The 15,387-nt window shown below is 60.4% G+C and carries 11 protein-coding genes; 8 read left to right on the top strand and 3 right to left on the bottom strand.

Annotated features, from left to right (window positions below; all coding sequences use genetic code 11):
* Positions 1-17: 17 nt before the first annotated feature.
* The 4 genes from ilvN to OZY47_RS01345 all read left to right on the top strand — a co-directional run bounded on the left by ilvN (position 18) and on the right by OZY47_RS01345 (position 1,745).
* On the top strand, positions 18-572 hold the full coding sequence (gene ilvN, locus OZY47_RS01360) for an acetolactate synthase small subunit (RefSeq protein WP_277178174.1): 555 nt from the start codon (positions 18-20) through the stop codon (positions 570-572).
* Between the two features lie 152 nt (positions 573-724).
* On the top strand, positions 725-985 hold the full coding sequence (locus tag OZY47_RS01355) for a hypothetical protein (protein ID WP_277178173.1): 261 nt from the start codon (positions 725-727) through the stop codon (positions 983-985).
* Between the two features lie 68 nt (positions 986-1,053).
* A complete protein-coding gene (locus tag OZY47_RS01350) occupies positions 1,054-1,320 on the top strand; it encodes a DNA-binding protein (RefSeq protein ID WP_277178172.1) in 267 nt (88 codons plus the stop codon).
* Positions 1,321-1,355: 35 nt separating this feature from the next.
* Entirely contained in the window at positions 1,356-1,745 is a 390-nt protein-coding gene (locus tag OZY47_RS01345; RefSeq protein ID WP_277178171.1) for a type II toxin-antitoxin system VapC family toxin, read from the top strand.
* 9 nt (positions 1,746-1,754) lie between these two features.
* On the opposite strand, the gene OZY47_RS01340 is transcribed toward OZY47_RS01345, so the two are convergent.
* Together OZY47_RS01340 and OZY47_RS01335 are read right to left on the bottom strand one after the other, a co-directional pair.
* Entirely contained in the window at positions 1,755-4,037 is a 2,283-nt protein-coding gene (locus OZY47_RS01340) for an ATP-binding cassette domain-containing protein (RefSeq protein ID WP_277178170.1), read from the bottom strand.
* Positions 4,038-4,640: 603 nt separating this feature from the next.
* Positions 4,641-5,375, bottom strand: coding sequence for a type 1 glutamine amidotransferase (locus tag OZY47_RS01335; RefSeq protein WP_277178169.1), 735 nt, complete (start codon positions 5,373-5,375; stop codon positions 4,641-4,643).
* 99 nt (positions 5,376-5,474) lie between these two features.
* Here OZY47_RS01335 and cysS point away from each other — a divergent pair, with 99 nt between their 5' ends.
* Positions 5,475-7,325 (top strand): cysteine--tRNA ligase, encoded by a 1,851-nt coding sequence (gene cysS, locus OZY47_RS01330; protein ID WP_277178168.1) that lies wholly within the window; start codon positions 5,475-5,477, stop codon positions 7,323-7,325.
* A 138-nt stretch (positions 7,326-7,463) separates the two neighbouring features.
* Here cysS and OZY47_RS01325 read toward each other — a convergent pair whose 3' ends face one another.
* A complete protein-coding gene (locus tag OZY47_RS01325; protein WP_277178167.1) occupies positions 7,464-8,837 on the bottom strand; it encodes a polysaccharide deacetylase family protein in 1,374 nt (457 codons plus the stop codon).
* A 167-nt stretch (positions 8,838-9,004) separates the two neighbouring features.
* On the opposite strand from OZY47_RS01325, the gene ffh reads away from it, so the two are divergent.
* The 3 genes from ffh (at position 9,005) to OZY47_RS01310 (ending at position 15,365) form a co-directional block, all read left to right on the top strand.
* Complete coding sequence (ffh, locus tag OZY47_RS01320; RefSeq protein ID WP_277178166.1) at positions 9,005-10,660, top strand: signal recognition particle protein; 1,656 nt, start codon at positions 9,005-9,007, stop codon at positions 10,658-10,660.
* Positions 10,661-11,105: 445 nt separating this feature from the next.
* Positions 11,106-12,257, top strand: coding sequence for an endonuclease/exonuclease/phosphatase family protein (locus OZY47_RS01315; RefSeq protein WP_277178165.1), 1,152 nt, complete (start codon positions 11,106-11,108; stop codon positions 12,255-12,257).
* Between the two features lie 264 nt (positions 12,258-12,521).
* Complete coding sequence (locus OZY47_RS01310) at positions 12,522-15,365, top strand: BspA family leucine-rich repeat surface protein (protein ID WP_277178164.1); 2,844 nt, start codon at positions 12,522-12,524, stop codon at positions 15,363-15,365.
* The last annotated feature ends 22 nt before the right edge of the window (positions 15,366-15,387 follow it).

Here is a 15,387-nt window from a genome sequence, read left to right as displayed (position 1 = left end):
AAGGCGAAAGGAACATCATGGCAAACTATCCTGCAACACAACCCAGCAGCACCCTGCACACCCTGTCCGTGCTCGTGGAGAACCGCCCCGGCGTGCTGGCGCGCATCGCGGGCCTTTTCGCCCGCCGCGCCTTCAACATCAACTCGCTTTCGGTCTCCCCCACCGAGCGCCCCGACATCTCGCGCGTCACCGTCACGGCCGACGTCGAGGAGGTACCGCTCGAGCAGATCATCAAGCAGCTCAACAAACTGCTCCACGTCCTGAAAATCGTCGACCTCGACAAGGCGACCACCGTCGAGCGTGAGCTGGTGCTCATCAAGGTCTCGGCCAACGAGACCAACCGCTCCGACGTGCTCGAGATCGTGCGCCTCTTCCGTGTGCGCGTGGTGGACGTGCACCCCGAGTCGCTGACCATCGAGGCCACGGGCGCCGAAGGCAAGATCGACGCGTTGCTCGGGCTGCTTGAGCCCTTCGGCATCATCGAGCTGGTGCGTTCCGGCGCCGTCGCCGTGACGCGCGGCCCCCACGCTTTGAGCGAGAAGGTCGTCGGCAGCGAGATCACCGGAAGATGACGCAGCAACTTATCGATAATTGAACTAAGGCGAGTATGGCAATAAGTCCATACTCGCCTTTTTGGTTGTTCGCTTATTTCATTAAACCAATTTGACATTATGCTAGCATTTTGCTAGCATTTTTTATTAACGATAAAAGCAAGGAGGCCAAAGTGAAGACGCTAACTATTCATAATATTCCAACAGATCAATTGGAGATACTGAAATCTGAGGCAGAAGCTCATCACCTGTCTCTTGAAGCACAAGCAAAAGCAATCATAGAAAAAGCGGTGGCATTGAAAACCCACCCTAAAACTTCTGCAGAATTATTTGCCGACTGTCGCGCTCTACTGGGAGATAGTGGACTTGAAACCGATGAGGAATTAGTTCCACCACGGGAAAAGGACGATTTACGTCCAGTCAATTTCGATTGACGATCAAATCAGTATCGTCCCGTTGTCATATACCTTCCAAGCAGAAAAATTCCAATAAAGGAGAACTCATGGCTACACTCACTGTCAGAAAAGTCGCTGACGAAACCGTCAACAAATTGAAGACCATCGCAAAAGAGAACAACCGCTCAACAGAAGCTGAAGTGCGCTCCATTGTGGAAGATTTCACAGCAGGTCTGTTGGTGCGTAAAGAAGTCGAAGAGACCAACTTTTACGAGGACCTGCGAAATTACATGAAGCAAGAAGGCATTAAAGGAATTGACGATTTCCAGTTGCCTTCTCGTGACCAGACCGCCGAGCCTATGACATTCGAGTAATCATGATTATCCTAGACACGAATGTCGTAAGCGAAATGTTCAAGGAAGAGCCTGATAGTCATGTGGCCCAATGGTTCAAAGACCAGCAGCAGAATTCCTTGCGGCTTTGTTCAATAACCGTCGGAGAATTGCTATATGGACTTCGCCTTATGCCTGAGGGACACAAAAAACATGATTTGTCAGATTTGATTACTCGGACGTTGCTGAAATATAACGGCCGAATACTCTCTCTCGATGCAACTTCCGCCGATAGGTATGCGGCAATAGCTTCAAGGCGTAAACAAGCCGGACATAACGTCGGCATATTCGACACTCAAATCGCCGGTATTGCAGAGGCGAACCATTGTTCCATCGCTACCAGAAACACCAAAGACTTCGAGGATTCAGGCATAGACATCATTAATCCTTGGGAATACGAAGGATAGTAAATCGCTCTATTCAACCTGCTCGGAGAGGGCCATCCATTCGGTTTCGAGAGATTCGGACTCGTCGGAGTTGGCGGAGAGCTGCTCGTTGAGTTTGCCTAGGCCCACGTAGTCGGAGGGATCATGCTCGGCCATTTGCTGCTCGATATCCGCCTTTTCGTCCTCGAGCTTGGAGAGCTTGCGTTCGATGGCCGAAAGCCTGCGGGTAGCGTCGTGGAATCCCTTGCCCGTCAGTTTGGGCTTGCCGGAATCGGATTCGTCGGCCCCATTGGTTTCGTTCGCATCGCCAGCGTCCGCACCAAGTTTGGCAACTGAATCCCCAGCGTATGAAGAAGCGTTCCTATCCGCGCCCTTGCCGGCGGTTTTGCCACCGCGATTGCCACCATCGATGGCATCGAGGGGCTCACCATTCTCAATCTTGCGCACCATCTCGAGGTAATCATCCACGCCGCCGGGCAGATGGCGCACCTTGCCGCCGATCAGGGCGAACTGCTCGTCGGTGACGCGCTCCAGCAGGTAGCGGTCGTGGGAGACGACGATCAGCGTGCCCGGCCATGAATCCAGCAGGTCCTCCATCACGGCGAGCATGTCAGTGTCCAGATCGTTGCCCGGCTCGTCGAGGATGAGTACGTTGGGCTCGTCAAGCAGAATCAGGAGCAACTGCATACGGCGCTTCTGGCCGCCGGAAAGGTCGGCGATCGGCGTCATCAGCTGCGCGGCGGAGAACCCGAGCCGTTCCATCAGTTGGCCGGTCGAGATCTCCTTACCGTCGACCTCGTAGGTCGGCTTGTAGCGGCTGAGCACTTCCTTGATCTTGTACTTGCCAAGCTTCTCGAGCTCGTCGAGCCGCTGCGAAAGCACCGCGAACTTCACGGTCTTGCCGATCTTCACATGGCCGGCGGTCGGGGTGAGCGTGCCGTCAATAATCCTGAGCAGCGTCGACTTGCCCGCGCCATTCGCGCCGACGATGCCGAACCGGTCGCCCGGGCCGATGAGCCATGTCACATCGTCAAGAATCTTCCTGCCGCTGACCGTCACCTTTTGCGCGGCCGTGGTCACGGAAGAAACGGAGGGATCATCATCCTCATTCTGAGGATCGTCATTCAAGACATCATCGCTACCGTTCACGCCAGAATCAATACCGTTTGCGCCGTCACTGGCATCGGAACCGGCTTCATCCCGTCCAGCTTTACCAGCCTGAGAAGCTGATCTTGCGCCATCGTCCGCCAACGCGCTGTCGGCGTCCACCAAACGATCGTCGGCCATGTCATCCACAGCAAGCTCCACGGAGCCCATGACCTTCGGCTCCTCATAGAGCGCCGGCACCACATCGACGCGCGAGGCCGAATCATTGCCGCTTTCGCTGTCCGCAGCATCCGGCGCGGCCCCTTGCGGGTGCTCGAAAATCTGCGTCACATCGTTCAGGTCGACCACTTGCTTGCCCAACCGGGAAGTCGCCATCGCGCGCAGCTGCAAAGTGTTGCGCATCGGTGGCACGTCGGCAATCAGCGCGTTGGCCTGTTTCACGTGAAACTTCTGCTTGGTGGCGCGGGCGCGGGCCCCACGGGTGAGCCACGCCAGCTCCTTGCGAGCCAGGTTGCGACGACGCTCCTCACGGATGTCGGCCTGACGGTCGCGCTCGACGCGCTGGAGCATGTAGGCGCTATAGCCGCCCTCGAAGGGGTCGATCACCCCGTCGTGTACCTCCCACATCGATTCGCAGACCTCGTCGAGGAACCAGCGGTCGTGGGTGACCAGCAGCAGCGCGCCCTGTCCCTTGGCCCAACGATTTTTCAGGTGCTCGGCCAGCCAATGGATGGTGACAATATCCAAATGGTTCGTGGGCTCGTCAAGCGCCAGGATATCCCAATCCTTGAGCAGCAAACGGGTCAGATCGGCTCGACGCCGCTGCCCGCCGGAAAGCGAACCGATCTTGGCGTCAAGGCTCAGGCCACCAAGCAGCGCCTCCACGATCTCGCGCGAACGGGTGTCGGAGGCCCATTCGTAATCCTCACGCCCCTCGAGCGCGGCCTGGCGCACCGTGGCGTTGTCGTCAAGCGGATCGCGCTGGTCAAGCATGCCGAACGTCAATCCGTTGCGCATCGTCACGCGTCCGGAATCAGGCTGCTGGCTGCCCGCGAACAAATGCAACAGCGTCGATTTGCCATCGCCGTTCTTGCCGACGATGCCGATGCGGTCGCCTTCGAAAATCCCCTGCGTCACATCGGTGAAAATGGTTTTGGTGGCGAAATCAAGCGAAACGTGTTCAAGTCCCAAGTCATAAGTCGGCATAATGCAATCGACTCTACAGCCCGCCGTGGGCATGTTCCCGCCCCGCGAACGACACCGTCGCAGCCACACAACAACTCGCATGACCAGCCAACCGTCACCGGGCGTCGACCCCGGTTGCATATGCGACGCAAACCAACCAATACGCGTCACAAACGCAACCGGACAACCCACCAACATTGCACATGCGACGCTATCCACCCCCATTTGCGTCACAAACGCAACCAAACCCGCCATCACATTGCGTTTACGACGCAAACCAACCCGTATACGTCACAAACGCAACCGGACAACCCACCAACACTGCACATGCGACGCTAACCACTCCATTTGTGTCACAAACGCAACTGGACGCACCACCACATTGCACATGCGACGCAAACCAACCCGTATGCGTCACAAACGCAAACCGGACAACCCACCAACACTGCACATGCGACGCTATCGGCCCCATTTGCGTCACAAACGCAACCAAACCCGCCACCACATTGCGTTTACGACGCAAATCAACCCGTTTGCGTCACAAATGCAAGACCGCAAAGAAAAACACCATTCCGAGCTGGAAATGGTGCTTTTCTCCGCGAGTTTGCGTTGGGAGGGTGAGAGTCAGCTTGCCTGGGACTCGAGGAGGGCGCGGGCGGAGGTCTCGCAACGCACGGCGAACCCGGAGAACACCTGCTCGGCCAACGGCTGCAGCTCGACGTCGTAGCGCTGGAAATCATCACGGATCTTCGCCAACTCGCCCTTCTTCATCCCCTCGACCATCGAGGGCTCGGCGAGCCATTCGTCGAGCAGCGTGGGCGTGACCTCCAGATGGAACTGCAGACCGAGCGCGGACTTGTAGCGGAAGGCCTGGTTCCGCGTGTATTTCGATGAGGCCAGAAGCTGCCCGCCCTCGGGCACCGAGACCACGTCGTTGTGCCAGTTGAGCACGTTCATCTGCGAGCTCCACATATGGAAATAATCATCCTTGGCCACCCGCTTGATCGGCGCGAAACCAATCTCCGAGCACTTGCCGCTTTCGAGCTTGGCACCCAGCGCGGTGGCGATGATCTGGTGGCCCAGGCAGATCCCCAGCACCGGCTTGTTGGCCTTCACGGCCTTGCGCACGAGCTTCGCCTCGGTCTTCAAGCCCGGGTACTTCTTGAAATCCTGCGCGCCCATCGGCCCGCCCATCACCACCAGACCGGCGATCTCGTCGCTTTTCGGCAGTTCCGGATCCGCCTTGCGCGCGATGGACACGGTCTGCGTCGGCATGCCGAGGTCATCGAGGCTATCGAGGATTCTTCCGGGTTTCTCACAGGAGACGTGTTGCACAATAAGCACTTTGGGCGTTGTCATACCCCCATTGTGACATTCCGTCACCCCAAATGCGAGCCGGAGACTGTCATACGTCAGCCAGGCGCGATTTGTCGGCGAAAGCCAATACTCTTGGAGACTATGGAGAACGCTGAAAAACCGCAGAATTCCAACAGCCACGAGTCCCAAACCGTGCCAAGCACCGTCGCCGGCAAGCCGATGGCCGAGGCCTCGAGCGCCCTGAAGCTTTATAACACCGCCACGCACGAGATTTCGACATTCACGCCCATTGTGCCTGGAAAAGTCGGGATCTACGTGTGCGGGGCCACCGTGCAGAGCTCGCCGCATATCGGCCACATCCGCGCGGCCGTCGCCTTCGACATCGTGCGTCGTTGGTTCAACCGGCTCGGTTTCGACGTCACCTTCATCCGCAACGTGACGGATATCGACGACAAGATCCTCGACAAGGCGGCCGCGGCGGGCCAGCAGTGGTGGGCGCGCGCCTACCACTACGAGCGTGAGTTCACCCAGGCCTACGACGCGCTTGGCGTGCTGCCGCCGACCTACGAGCCCCGCGCCACCGGCCATATCGGCGAGATGGTCGAGCTCATCCAGCGCATCATCGACAACGGCCATGCCTACGTCATCAAGGACGCCAACGGCGAACCCACCGGCAACGTGTTCTTCGACGTGGCGAGCTGGCCGCATTATGGCGAGCTGACCCACCAGAAGCAGGGCGCGGGCGCCGGCGAGGATTCCGCCGCCGCGATCGCCGACAAGATGGGCCCGAGCGTCGACCAGGCGGGCGACGACAAATACAATCCCGCCGACCCGGCGGACTATTCCCCCGACAAGCGCGACCCCCGCGATTTCGCGCTGTGGAAGGCCTCGAAGCCCAGCGACCCGGAGACGGCGCGCTGGAAGACCCCGTTCGGCGTCGGGCGCCCGGGCTGGCATATCGAATGCTCGGCGATGAGCCACCGCTACCTTGGCGACATGTTCGACATCCACGGCGGCGGGCTCGACCTGCGTTTCCCCCACCACGAGAACGAGATGGCCCAGACGCGCGCCGCGGGCTGGAAGTCCGCCAACACCTGGATGCATTCGGCGTGGGTGACGGCAAAGGGCGAGAAGATGTCGAAGTCGCTCGGCAACGGGCTTTCCGTGCCGAGCGTGCTCGCCCACAATTCGGCTTGGGTGGTGCGTTACGCCCTGGGCGGCGTGCAATACCGCTCGATGCTCGAGTGGAGCGACCAGACATTGGCCGAGGCCGAGGCCGCGCACACCCGCATCACCAATTTCATCGAGCGCGCCAGCCAGTTCCTGGGCGACGACAATGTGCCGAGCCGGGCCGAGGTGGAGGCCTTGGGAGCCGACCAGCTGCCGAAGGCTTTCGTCGACGCCATGAACGACGACATCAACGTCTCGGGCGCCACGGCGGCCATCTTCACCGCGATCCGCCAGGGCAATTCGCTGATCGCCGAGCTTGAGGCCGAGCAGACCTACAATTCCGGCTTCAGCGCCGAAGACCTTCAGGCGGCCATCGGCGAATATCGCGAGACGCTGGCCTGCGTGCAGGAGAAGTTCCCCGATATTCCGCAGGAGACGCTGCTGCAGGACGCCAAGGCGCGGTTCGCGTTGACGCACGGCAATCTGCCCACGGAGTTCATCGACATCCTCCCCCGGCGCGTCGGCCTTCGCAACACCCTGCTTGCGGTGCGCGCGATGCTCGACACCCTGGGTCTCGACCCGCTGGCCGAGCCGTGGAGCAACGACGGCGCCAACGCGGCGAACGGCAATGGCGGCGACACCGACGCGAAGGCCGAGCACGACCTGCTCGACGCGATGGTGCAACACCAGCTCGAGGCCAGGGCCGAGGCCCGCAAGGCCAAGGACTTCGCCACCGCCGACAAGATCCGCGATGATTTGGGCTCGTTGGGCATCATCATCGAGGACAAGCCTTCCGGCTCGACGTGGAAGCTCAAGAAATAAGGGCTTCGGGAACAAGCTGGTCTAAACATTTCGAGGGCGCGGGATATCAACATCTCGCGCCTTCTTTTATACCCGTCCGCATTCTTTATCTGCCCGTCGCCTGAGCCCGCGCTTCAAACTTTGACGGCAGAAAGCGGCCTACATCCGCAGGATGTTGTCGCGTCCGTAATAGATCACGCCGGCGCGCGGGTATTCGCCCGTGAGCTCGGGCACGGTAACGAAACGATAGCCCTTGGAACCGAGGTCTCTGAGGATGCGCGGCACTGCGTCCACGGTGTGTTGGTAGACGTCGTGCATGAGGACGATCGAGCCGGGCTGCACCTCGGACTCCACCTTCGACTTGACCGACGACACGGTCGCGCCGTTCGCCCAATCGAAGGAATCGACGCCGTAAACCACCACGGAGGAACCGAGATGCTGGCCGATATAGGTGCGGCTCGCCTCGTCGACGGCCCCGTGCGGCGGACGCACCTGGTTGGGCACGTGACCGGTCGCGTCGAGAATCGCCTTGTTGGTCGCGTCGAGCTGCTGGGCCTCGTCGTTCTGTTTCATGATCTTCGGCAGGTCCTCGTGGCTCCATGTGTGGCTGCCGATGGGGGTGTCGAGGCGGTGCGCCGAGCTGGCGATGGACGACTTGTCGGGCATGGCGTTGCCGCCCATGATGAAAAACGTGGCATGGGCGCCGCGCGAGCGCAGCAGGGACGAGAGCTCGGGGGTGGTCTTCGGGTTGGGCCCGTCGTCGAAGGTCAGCGCCACGCAACGCTGGTGGCCGCAATCGATGCCCTCTTTCTTGTTGCGCGAGGCGACCACGGCGTCGGCGGCCTTGTAAAGCGCGTCCTGGTCCTTCACATATTGCGAATACCGGATCGCCATGTCGTTGACATCACCACGCACCCGCGCGATCTCGCTGGCCAGTTTGCCCCTGAGCCCCTCATCGGCCACCAATCCCTTGGATTCGTCGTACAACCCGTTGACCCCGGCAACGACGGCCACCACCTGCGTCCGCATCAGCGCGGTCTCGTTGAGGTCGTCGTCGAAAAGCACCATCCGGAACGGCTTGAACTCGTCATCGAGTTTCGAAATCGTCCCCTGCGCCTCGCGGGTATCGACCTTGAAATTGCCACCTTCCTGACGCAACTGGGTGGGCAGGCGGTCTGACGAGCAGTTGGCCTGCGCCCGCTGATGAGTCGACGGGGAGCCGATCAGACCTTCGGAATTCATCTCGTCGAGCATACGTTCGGCGTCCGAAATGGTGCTTGTGGGCAAGGCATCCATGTATTTGGGGAAAGAGGCATCGGCACGGCTGATCAGATCGGCGTCGGCCTTCAGCTCCGCTTCGAAATGGTCCTCCTCGATTCGGAAGGAATTGCCCCATTCGATGCATTGCGAGACGGCCTGGCGATAATACCTATAGGCCGGTCGGTAGGCGATGGCGAACCCAAGCACCAGCGCGACCACAACCACCACGGCCACCATCACGGCGTTGCGATGCCGATGCTGAGCGCTTTTCATATTTGCCCGACCTTGCGTGAACGCGACCTTCGCCGCCCCGTTGCTAAACAACAACTGAACGACAGCATACTAGATGTGGGGAATTACACAAACGACCACGACCACAGGCCAGACACCATGCGGCGAACGCGGCGTTTCTCCCTACGAACCGCTAGGATTGAGGCATTATGGCAGCATTCAGTTCTTTGACAGACAGGCTCTCCAACGCGTTCAAGCATCTGAAGAGCAAAGGCAAGCTCACCGAGGCGGATATCGACGGCACCATCCGCGAGATTCGCCGCGCCCTGCTCGACGCCGATGTGGCGCTCGACGTGGTGCGCTCCTTCACCTCGCGCATCCGCGAGCGCGCCTTGGGCGAGGAGGTCTCACAGGCGCTGAACCCGGCCCAGCAAGTGGTGAAGATCGTCAACGAGGAGCTCACCAACATCCTCGGCGCGGGCGTCGATAGGCCGCTGAACTTCGCCAAGAACCCGCCGACCGTCATCATGCTGGCGGGCCTGCAAGGCGCCGGCAAGACCACGCTGGCTGGCAAGCTCGGCTATTGGCTCAAGGACGCCGGCCACACCCCGCTGCTGGTCGCGGCGGATTTGCAGCGTCCGAACGCCGTCACCCAGCTGCAGGTGGTCGGCGAGCGCGCGGACGTGCCGGTCTACGCCCCTGAGAAGGGCGTGCAGTCCGAGGGCGGCGAGGCCGTGGCGGCACCCGGCCAGACGAGCGGCGACCCGGTGCAGGTGGCCCGCGACTCCATCGAGTACGCGAAGAACAAGCTTTACGACACGGTCATCATCGATACCGCAGGCCGCTTGGGCGTCGACGAGGATCTGATGCAGCAGGCCCGTGACATCCGCGACGCCGTGCATCCCGATGAGATCCTCTTCGTCATCGACGCGATGATCGGTCAGGACGCGGTGCAGACCGCCAAGGCGTTCGATGAGGGCGTGGACTTCACCGGCGTGGTGCTCTCCAAGCTCGATGGCGACGCACGAGGCGGCGCGGCGCTTTCGGTGGCGAGCGTGACCGGCAAGCCGATTCTCTTCGCCTCCAACGGCGAGGGCCTGAAGGACTTCGAGGTCTTCCACCCCGACCGCATGGCCTCCCGCATCCTCGACATGGGCGACATCCTCACCTTGATCGAGCAGGCGCAGAAGGAGTTCGACGAGCAGGAGGCGATGGAGTCCGCCAAGAAGATGGCGACGGGCACCTACGGCCTCGACGACTTCATGTCTCAGCTGGAGCAGGTGCGCAAACTCGGATCCATGAAGAGCCTGCTGCGCATGATTCCCGGCATGGCCAGCCACAGCAAGGAGCTGGAGCAGCTCGACGAGCACGAGATCGACCGCACCGAAGCCATCATCAACTCGATGACCCCGGCCGAGCGCCGCGACCCCTCCATCATCGACGGCTCCCGCCGCGCGCGCATCGCCTACGGCTCGGGCAACACCGTCTCCGCCGTCAACGGGCTGCTGCAACGCTTCGAGCAGGCGGCGAAGATGATGAAGCGCATGACCAACAAGGGCATGGGCGGCATGCCCGGCTTCGGCGGCCCATCGATGGGCGGCGGCTCGGGCCGCAAGGGCAAGAAAGGCAAGAAGAAGGGCAAGTCCAGGTCGGGCAACCCGATGAAGCGTGAGGCCGAGGAGAAGGCGTTGCGCGACAAGCTTTCGGGCAAGTCCAAGAAGTCCGGCGGCTCCGCCTTCGCCAAGAAACCGCAGAACCCCGCGCTTCCGGCCGGTTTGCAGGAGGCCATGGGCGCCGCGGGCGAAAACGGCATGCCCGACCTCCCGCCGAATCTGGGCGGTGGGCTCTCCGGCCTCTTCGGCTGACGGGTCTTCCGCAACTACATCTCCGTTTCTTCACCGGCACCTTCCATGAGGCGTTTCAGTGAAGAAACGGCACTTGATTAAACCAGAAACTGTTTCATAACAGGAAAATTGAGTCCCGGCGAAGAAACAGCACCTCATCAAACGTAACAGTCCGTTTCACAGCAATGTCCCAACACCCCTGTTAAGAAACGGCACCTTACTCGACACAATATTCCGTTTCATAACAGGAGTCATGAGTTCCAGCGAAGAAACGACGCCTGCCTGATCATAAGAGTCCGTTTCATAACAGGGATGTTGAGTCCAGTAACGAAACAGCACTTTACAACGCGTAAGGGTCCGTTTCGTCACAACCTTTCACTGTTTCGGCAACACTGCTTCAAGCCACTTCAGCCGCTCACGTTACCATGGGTCTCATTCGACGTATTCCGATGAATGGCGGTTCCTCATGACCTTGGCTTTGACCATCGCACTCATCGTCTTGCTCTGCCTCGTCACGTTGTGGTGGGCGTTGCGGTTCCTGCCCGCCGGCGCCGACGGCCACGGCCCACTGCCCTATCTCATCGCGTTCGTGCGCTTCCTTTGGATCCCCTCGCTGATTATCCTGCTTGTGGCGCTTGCCTCGCGTCATTGGGCAATCGCCGTAGCTGCAGCGATATTGGCCGGACTTATCGGCTTGTTCGCCTCGCCGTGGTACCGGAAATGGTGTAATAATAAGGGGACCAAACACGACGAACGACCTAGCACCACGACAGCCGACACCACAACGGTCGAGGCGACAGACATCACCGTCATGACACTCAACTGCCGTTACGGGCACGCGAGCGCCGACGCCATAGTCGAGGCCGTGCGGGCGCACAACGTCTCGGTCTTGGCGCTCCAGGAACTTACCACAGGCCTGGTCGAAAGACTTGAGGCGGCGGGCTTGGCGACGCTGCTCCCCAACCGCCAGCTTGGCGTCAGCCGCAAAGGCGACAACGGCGGATTCAATGGCGTCTGGTCACGTGAAGCCTTCGCCGCCCAAACGAGCTCGGCCATCGACATCCAGGCGGCGGACGTGCCGGGCGTCGTCGTGCGAGACATCGCCTTTTACAGCGCACACCCCAAGTCCCCGATGCGTGGATGCCGCGAATGGTCGCATGGCATCAGAAAACTGGGCGAGCTCGCCAACCAAAACGGCCTCGCTGCCGAACCAGTATCTTCCATGACATCCAACACCAAAACCGAGCGCGATCGTGACGCCAGCATGTCGATGCAGGAGCGAACGGGGACTGCAACCATCGAACCGAACGTCCCGACCGCAGCCGTAGCCAAAGCAATGCCATCATCCGTTCCCACCCGCGCGACCGTCATCATGGGCGACCTGAACTCGAACGCCGACCATCCCAGTTTCCGCAGCCTGCTCAAATCCGGCCTGAACGACGCCGGACTGGCCGTATCGCACGAATCGGCCTCGAGCTTCCCCACATGGCTTCGCTGGCCTCGCCTCGAGCTCGACCACGTGCTCACGACCCCGGCAATCACGGCCACACAGGCCCGGATCCTAGCTATCCCGGGCAGTGATCACTTTGCTTTGCTCGCCAATCTGAAAGTTCGCTAACTCCACAACAGCGTTTCCCGTCCCGCTTCCCATCCTGAAATAGTCACTTAGTCGCCCAACCAAAAAGGACGGAGCTTCCAGACAAGAGCGACGCTACCTGCCTGAATAAACGGTCAACGACGAAATATGCTTTTGGAAAAATCACTAATCTGTCATACACTGTAATACGGAAAATAAATAAATACCAACAGCATATAAAGCTAAGGGATCAAAACCAGTAGTCGCCGGCACGACGGTCGACGGCAGGAAGCGTGGAACAGAAGTATGGGTAGGAGACGGCGCAAAGCCACTCTCGCAATTCTCTTATGTCTTACCCTCGCCGCCACCATCGTTCCCCAAGCCGCCACTGCCAGCCAATCCACACCAGAAACGGCCGTCTCAGCGGACGCAGGCACCGATCAAGACAGCACCGCAACGGATCATCATGAAAGCAACCCCGCACCCGGGAACGGCGCGACGGCACAAGGCGACGGCACGGGCACAGGACCAGCGATCTGGGAGAAAAGCCAAGCACCCGCCCCGGCTCTCCCCTCCACACAAGGCACCTGCACCCCACAGGCTTCGACCCCTTGGGGCACAAGCAACTGGTCGGTCACCAGCGACCCGAACGGCGAATGCACCCTGCACCTGAGCGCCGGCACGTCCCCCGACATCCGGCCCAATGCCACGACCGCGAACATCCCTTGGACCACCGACCCGACATATCGCGACAACATCACCCAGATCAGCATCGAGGGTGCACTGGCCATCGACGCCACCGCGCCGCAACTCGGTAATAACGGCCTGTTCTCCAGCATGGGTGCCCTTAAATCACTGAGCATGGCCGCCGGCTCGAGCCTAACCCTCCAGCGGGCCGCCCCAAGTGGCATGTTCTCCGGGGACGGCCAGCTCACCACAGTGGACACAGCCAACTGGAACACCGGCAACGCCACCGACATGAGCAGCATGTTCGACACCGCCACCAACTACACCAACGCCAGCAGCCTCACCACAGTGGACACAGCCAACTGGAACACCCACAGCGTCACCAACATGAACAGGATGTTCTACGGTGCCAACAAACTCACCACACTCGCCACAGCCAACTGGAACACCGGCAACGTCACCGACATGAGCTACATGTTCAACAACACCGGCAATCTCGCCACACTCGAAATCTCCGACTGGGACACGCATAGCGTCACCAATATGACCGGCATGTTCAACGGCGCCAGCGGCCTCACCACACTCAACCTCACCCACCACGACACCCACTGGAACACCAGTAGCGTCACCAATATGAGCAACATGTTCAACGGCGCCTACAGACTCACCACACTCAACCTCTCCGGCTGGCCCACCAGCAACGTCACCAACATGAGCAACATGTTCGCCAACACCAGCAACCTCGCCACACTCCAAATCTCCGGCTGGGACACCCACAGCGTAACCGACATGAGCAAAATGTTCTACGGCGCCGGCAGCCTCACCACAGTGGACACAGCCGGTTGGGACACTGGCAACGTCACCGACATGAGCAACATGTTCTACTATGCCAGCCATCTCACCACGCTCAACACCACCAACTGGGACACCCACAACGTCACCAACATGAAAAGCATGTTCTACGAAGCCAACAGACTCACCGAGCTCGAAACAGCCGGATGGAACACCGGCAACGTCACCGACATGAGCAACATGTTCTACTATGCCAGCAGCCTCGCCACACCCGAAATCTCCAACTGGGACACACACAGCGTCACCGACATGAGCAACATGTTCGACGGCGCCTATGGCCTCACCACACTCAACCTCACCCACCACGGCACCCACTGGGACACCAGCCACGTCATCAACATGTATAGAATGTTCCACAGCGCCGGCAACCTCACCACACTCAACCTCTCCGGCTGGGACACCCACAGCGTCACCAACATGGGCGGCATGTTCAGCAACACCAACAAACTCGCCACACTCAACACCACCGGCTGGGACACCGGCCACGTCACCGACATGAGCTGGATGTTCTACCAGGCCAGCGGCTTCACCACGCTCGACCTCTCCGGCTGGGACACCCACAGCGTCACCGACATGAGCGCCATGTTCTACTATGCCCAAAAACTCACGACGCTCAACACCACCGGTTGGAACACCAGCAACGTCACCGACATGAGCAGTATGTTCTGCGACACGGGCAAGCTCGCCACACTCGACCTCTCCGGCTGGGACACCCACAAGGCGAACAGCCCTGCAACTATGATGTCCATGCTGCCGACGCATCTGAACAATCTCACCATCGGCAACAACACCAAACTGGCAGATAGCGCTTTTAACGGGGTTACCACCGGAACCTGGGTAAGGAAGAACACGCCGATTACCGCGCCCTCGCAGACGGCTTCCTCGGAAACCACAATCGGGACAGGCGCAGCGCTCGCGGCCGACACCAGACAGGAAGGCGGCGCCGCGGGCATATACATCATGCAAGTGCCCAACACGCTCAAACTCGACGCCAACGGAGGCGAGGGCTCGGTCGACGACGTCACCGGGTTCACCGACGAGAAGACCACCGCGCCCCAGTTCACAGGGCTCACCCGCGACGGCTACGCGCCTGACGCTTGGAACACCAAGAACGACGGCACCGGCCAGAGCTTCCAACCCGGAGACACGTTCTACATGCCCGCCGGCGACACCACCCTCTATGTGCGTTGGACGCTCCTGCCCGTCGCCAAGTTCACGCACCCCACCTACATCGCGGGCCAGGCAGTGGGTGGCACCGTCACCGCAGGCCCAGGCGGATCGCCTTCCCCCGCGGGCACCAAGATCACCGTCACCTGGCCCGACAGACGCACCAGCACCACGACCAGCGACGCCGACGGCAACTGGACCCTGCCCGCTTCCGAGTCGAAGGGCCACGGCGACGGCGAAGTCAGCGCGATCGCTACGACTCACTCCGGCTACGACGGCCCCGCGGACACCACCAAACTCAGCCTGCCGCTGACCGCGCTCCCACTGACCGGCGGCACCCACGCCTCCATGCTCCGCCTTGGCGCCCTCATAGCCTTCGCCACCCTCACAGCCCTGCTCACCGCCATCCCCTTGCGCCGTTTCACTGCCCACCACAACCGTTGAGACGCAGGCCCTTTACACCTGC

It is taken from the genome of Bifidobacterium sp. ESL0790 (genome assembly GCF_029395435.1).
Classification (GTDB): Bacteria; Actinomycetota; Actinomycetes; order Actinomycetales; family Bifidobacteriaceae; genus Bifidobacterium.
This window is presented reverse-complemented; position numbering and strand designations above follow the sequence as displayed.

What these genes read in the sequence shown, in the direction of transcription:
- ilvN (WP_277178174.1), top strand. Translation starts at nt 18, where the DNA reads ATGGCAAACTATCCTGCAACACAACCCAGCAGCACCCTGCACACCCTG.
- OZY47_RS01350 (WP_277178172.1), top strand. Translation starts at nt 1,054, where the DNA reads ATGGCTACACTCACTGTCAGAAAAGTCGCTGACGAAACCGTCAACAAA.
- OZY47_RS01345 (WP_277178171.1), top strand. Translation starts at nt 1,356, where the DNA reads ATGTTCAAGGAAGAGCCTGATAGTCATGTGGCCCAATGGTTCAAAGAC.
- OZY47_RS01340 (WP_277178170.1), bottom strand. Translation starts at nt 4,037, where the DNA reads ATGCCGACTTATGACTTGGGACTTGAACACGTTTCGCTTGATTTCGCC.
- OZY47_RS01335 (WP_277178169.1), bottom strand. Translation starts at nt 5,375, where the DNA reads ATGACAACGCCCAAAGTGCTTATTGTGCAACACGTCTCCTGTGAGAAA.
- cysS (WP_277178168.1), top strand. Translation starts at nt 5,475, where the DNA reads ATGGAGAACGCTGAAAAACCGCAGAATTCCAACAGCCACGAGTCCCAA.
- OZY47_RS01325 (WP_277178167.1), bottom strand. Translation starts at nt 8,837, where the DNA reads ATGAAAAGCGCTCAGCATCGGCATCGCAACGCCGTGATGGTGGCCGTG.
- ffh (WP_277178166.1), top strand. Translation starts at nt 9,005, where the DNA reads ATGGCAGCATTCAGTTCTTTGACAGACAGGCTCTCCAACGCGTTCAAG.
- OZY47_RS01315 (WP_277178165.1), top strand. Translation starts at nt 11,106, where the DNA reads ATGACCTTGGCTTTGACCATCGCACTCATCGTCTTGCTCTGCCTCGTC.
- OZY47_RS01310 (WP_277178164.1), top strand. Translation starts at nt 12,522, where the DNA reads ATGGGTAGGAGACGGCGCAAAGCCACTCTCGCAATTCTCTTATGTCTT.